At 66.6% G+C, this 3,179-nt stretch carries 4 protein-coding genes; 2 read left to right on the top strand and 2 right to left on the bottom strand.

The features are described from left to right. Positions 1-210: 210 nt before the first annotated feature. Positions 211-1,503 (top strand): CoA transferase, encoded by a 1,293-nt coding sequence (locus VNN10_02500; protein HXH20871.1) that lies wholly within the window; start codon positions 211-213, stop codon positions 1,501-1,503. Positions 1,504-1,857: 354 nt separating this feature from the next. Here VNN10_02500 and VNN10_02495 read toward each other — a convergent pair whose 3' ends face one another. Beyond that, positions 1,858-2,313, bottom strand: coding sequence for a DUF1801 domain-containing protein (locus VNN10_02495; protein HXH20870.1), 456 nt, complete (start codon positions 2,311-2,313; stop codon positions 1,858-1,860). 25 nt (positions 2,314-2,338) lie between these two features. Next, positions 2,339-2,734: a VOC family protein gene (locus tag VNN10_02490; GenBank protein HXH20869.1), complete on the bottom strand. Its 396-nt coding sequence runs from the start codon at positions 2,732-2,734 to the stop codon at positions 2,339-2,341. 70 nt (positions 2,735-2,804) lie between these two features. Between VNN10_02490 and VNN10_02485 the strand changes: the two genes are divergently transcribed. Next, on the top strand, positions 2,805-3,179 hold a 375-nt coding region (locus tag VNN10_02485), incomplete at its 3' end, for a sigma factor (protein ID HXH20868.1).

Genomic DNA, 3,179 nt, shown 5'->3' with positions numbered 1-3,179 from the left:
ATAGGGACGCCACCCCGCCAACTCCTTAAGACTAGGGCCTTCGGCCCCCCAACCCGAGAGCTTGAGGACAGAAGCAACGTAAATCTGGTAGCCATTCCCCGCCCCTCCCGGGTGTATAGGATGTCCTGGTCCCCGCACACGAGCCGATTGACAACCCTAACCTTTGCGTCAATGATCGGGCATCGCCTTCAGCCGACAGGAGGAATGCCCATGCCCGGACCGCTGGCTGGAGTCCGCATCCTCGACTGCACCGAGATAATCGCCGCCCCCTACGGCTCGGCGATGCTCAGCGACCTCGGCGCCGAGGTCATCAAGGTCGAGCCGGTCGCGGGCGAGCCCTGGCGCCTGCAGAACCAGTTCCAGCCCCTGGAAAGCCGCAGCTTCATGCAGCTCAACCGCGGCAAGAAAGGCATCGCCATCAACCTGCGCGACCCTCGCGGCCAGGAAGCGTTCCACCGCCTGGTGCCGACTGCGGACGTCATGGTCCTCAACTACAGGCCAGACACGCCAGCGAGGCTGGGCATCGACTACGAGACCGTATCGAAGATCAATCCCGGCATCGTCTACGTTTGGAATACGGCCTTCGGGCGCAAGGGCCCGCATGCCCATCGCCCCGGTTACGACATCATCAGCCAGGCGTACAGCGGCATCATGACGAGCTGGGGCAGCGAGCGCGGCGGCTACCCGACCACCATGGCGACCGCCATTGCCGACTTCACCTCCGCGCTCGTGGTGTGCTGGGCCGTGACGACCGGCCTCTACGACCGCGAGAAGCGCGGCCGCGGCCAGCTCATCGATACGTCCCTGCTTGCTACCGCCATGGTCCTGCAGCCCGGGCGCTTTTTCTCCATCGAGGCTCTGGACCACGACAAGGTCGAGGCGATGAAGGAAGGGGTCAGGCGGGCGCGCGAAGAGGCCACCAGCTACGCCGACCTCAAGGAGAAGGTGCTGGAGGTTAGGGCGCGCGGCGGCCAGCCGGTGGCGGACTCACCGGGCAACATCTACTACCGCACCTACGCCTGCAAGGACGGCTACATCGCCGTCGGGAACCTGAGCGCGGCCCTACGGGTGAAGTTTCAGAAGGCGCTCGGCATCGAAGACCCCCGCTACAGCGGCGACCCCGAGCTGGCGCCGACGACCGAGAAGGGCCGCGAGATCGGCCGCCACCTGGTCGAGGTCTGCGAGGCGAAGTTCCGCGACCACACGGTCGCCGAGTGGATGTCCTACCTCGACGCCTGCGGCGTGCCGGCCGGGCCCGTGCTCTTCCCGGAAGAACTCTGGGACGACGAGCAGGTGCAGGCCAACGGCCTCATCGTCGAGGTGGAGCATGAGACCTTCGGCAGAGTGAAGATGGTTGGCCCGCCGATCGCCTTCAGTGAGACGCCGACTGAGGTGGGCGCCGCATCGCCCGTTCTCGGCCGGCACACGGACGAGGTGCTATCGGCGGTCGGCTACAGCCGCGAGGAGCTCGAGGCCCTGCGCGCCGATGGTGTCATCCGCTAGCCGCTCGCCCGACGCCCGCCGCACGGGGGCGTCAGCCGGCGTCGCATCGCCGGCAAGCCCGTGAACCGCAGGAACGCTCGCTGCGGGTCCCATCCGGCAGCTCTGGAGCGAGCGGAGACGCGCATGCCTGGATCCGTCATCACTTGGGACCACACTGCCGGCCAATGCCGAGACGGAGCCGAAGATGGAGGCGCGGCCCACAGCCATCGGAGGGCTGGCAGTCCCACTGCTCCTGCCACTACGGCCACCACGGCAGCAGGGAGACGGGCAAGTCGCAGGCCTCATGAGGTCCTGTTCCGGGGAGCCCCGGGGCTGGGCAGCCGCGCATTCCGGCCCGGCCCGGGCTGCCGGGGATCACCCTCGGCTCACCGCCTTTTTCACGAGCGCGGCGATTCTCGCTTCCTCGGCCGCGGTCAGCTGCTTCAGCGCGAAGGAGGTTGGCCACATATTCCCCTCGTCGAGGTTGGCTGTGGCGTTGAAGCCGAAGGTCGCGTACCTCTCCTTGAACTTCGAAGCGGGCGTGAAGAAGCAGACAACCTTGCCGTCGCTCGCCCAGGCCGGCATCCCGTACCAGGTCTTGGGCGTGAGCGACGGCGCGCTCGCCTTGACGATCGCGTGGATGCGCTCCGCCATCGTGCGGTCCGGCTCTGGCAACTCGGCGATCTTCGCCAGGAGGGCGGCTTCGCCATCCCCTTTGCCTTTCCGCTCCTGGAGGGTCTCTCTCAGGGCGGCCCGTTCCTCTTCCGTTAGTCCCCTGGACCGCTTACTTGTCCGGGCAACCGATTGGGCGGACGCCTGCCTCGTCGTCATGTCTTCCTCGCTCTACTGCACGGCCCTAACCCTGCCAGCTTAGCTGGGTTATCTGGACAAGGTTGCCGCAGCCGTCTTCGAGTGTAGCCGCGGAACCCCAGGCCTCCTTCGTGAGCGGCATGGTGAACCTCACGCCAAGCCCTGCGAGGCGGTCGTAATCCCGCTGCAAATCGTCAGTGTAGAAGACCGCGGCGCGCTGGCCCTGCCGGAAGAGTGCCTCCTGGTAGGCCTTCGCCGCCGGATTGTCGTTGAGGGCAAGCTGCAGTTCGGCGCCATTGGGCTCTTCAGGTGAGACCACCGTTAGCCACCGATATCCGCCCTCGCGAACGTCGGCCTTCTTCACGAAGCCCATGACCTCCGTGTAGAAGCGCAAAGCCTTCTCCTGGTCGTCCACATAGATGCTGGTCAGCTTTATCTTCACCCCTGGTCTCCTTGTGTCACACTTGGCCTGCCCGGCTCGTCAACTTCATGACGAAACGGGGACGGAGAATGTGACGACGGACCGCGAGTGGCTGGCGGAGCGCTTCGAGGCCGACAGGTCGCGATTGCGGGCGGTGGCGTACCGTCTGCTCGGCTCCAGTTCTGAGTCGGAGGATGCGGTGCAGGAGGCCTGGCTGCGCCTGAGCCGGTCCGACCCGGGAGCGATCGAGAACCTCAGTGGCTGGCTGACCACGGTCGTCGCGCGCGTGTGCCTCGCTATGCTGCGCTCCAGGCGGTCGCGCCGGGAAGAGCGGCTGGCGGTGGCAGGAGAGTCGATACCGGACGCCACCTTCGATCCAGAGCGTGAGGCCGTACTGGCGGACTCGGTCGGCCTGGCGATGCTCGCGGTGCTTCAACGCCTGCCGCCGGCTGAGCGCGTAGCGTTC

The sequence above is a fragment of the Dehalococcoidia bacterium genome (assembly GCA_035574915.1).
Lineage (GTDB): Bacteria > Chloroflexota > Dehalococcoidia > DSTF01 > WHTK01 > DATLYJ01.
Note: the sequence above shows the minus strand (reverse complement) of the source record. Positions and strands in the feature narration are given on the sequence as shown.

Bases quoted from the DNA above. Each gene is read 5' to 3' on its own strand.
- VNN10_02495 (HXH20870.1), bottom strand. From the start codon at position 2,313: ATGACGACGAGGCAGGCGTCCGCCCAATCGGTTGCCCGGACAAGTAAG.
- VNN10_02500 (HXH20871.1), top strand. From the start codon at position 211: ATGCCCGGACCGCTGGCTGGAGTCCGCATCCTCGACTGCACCGAGATA.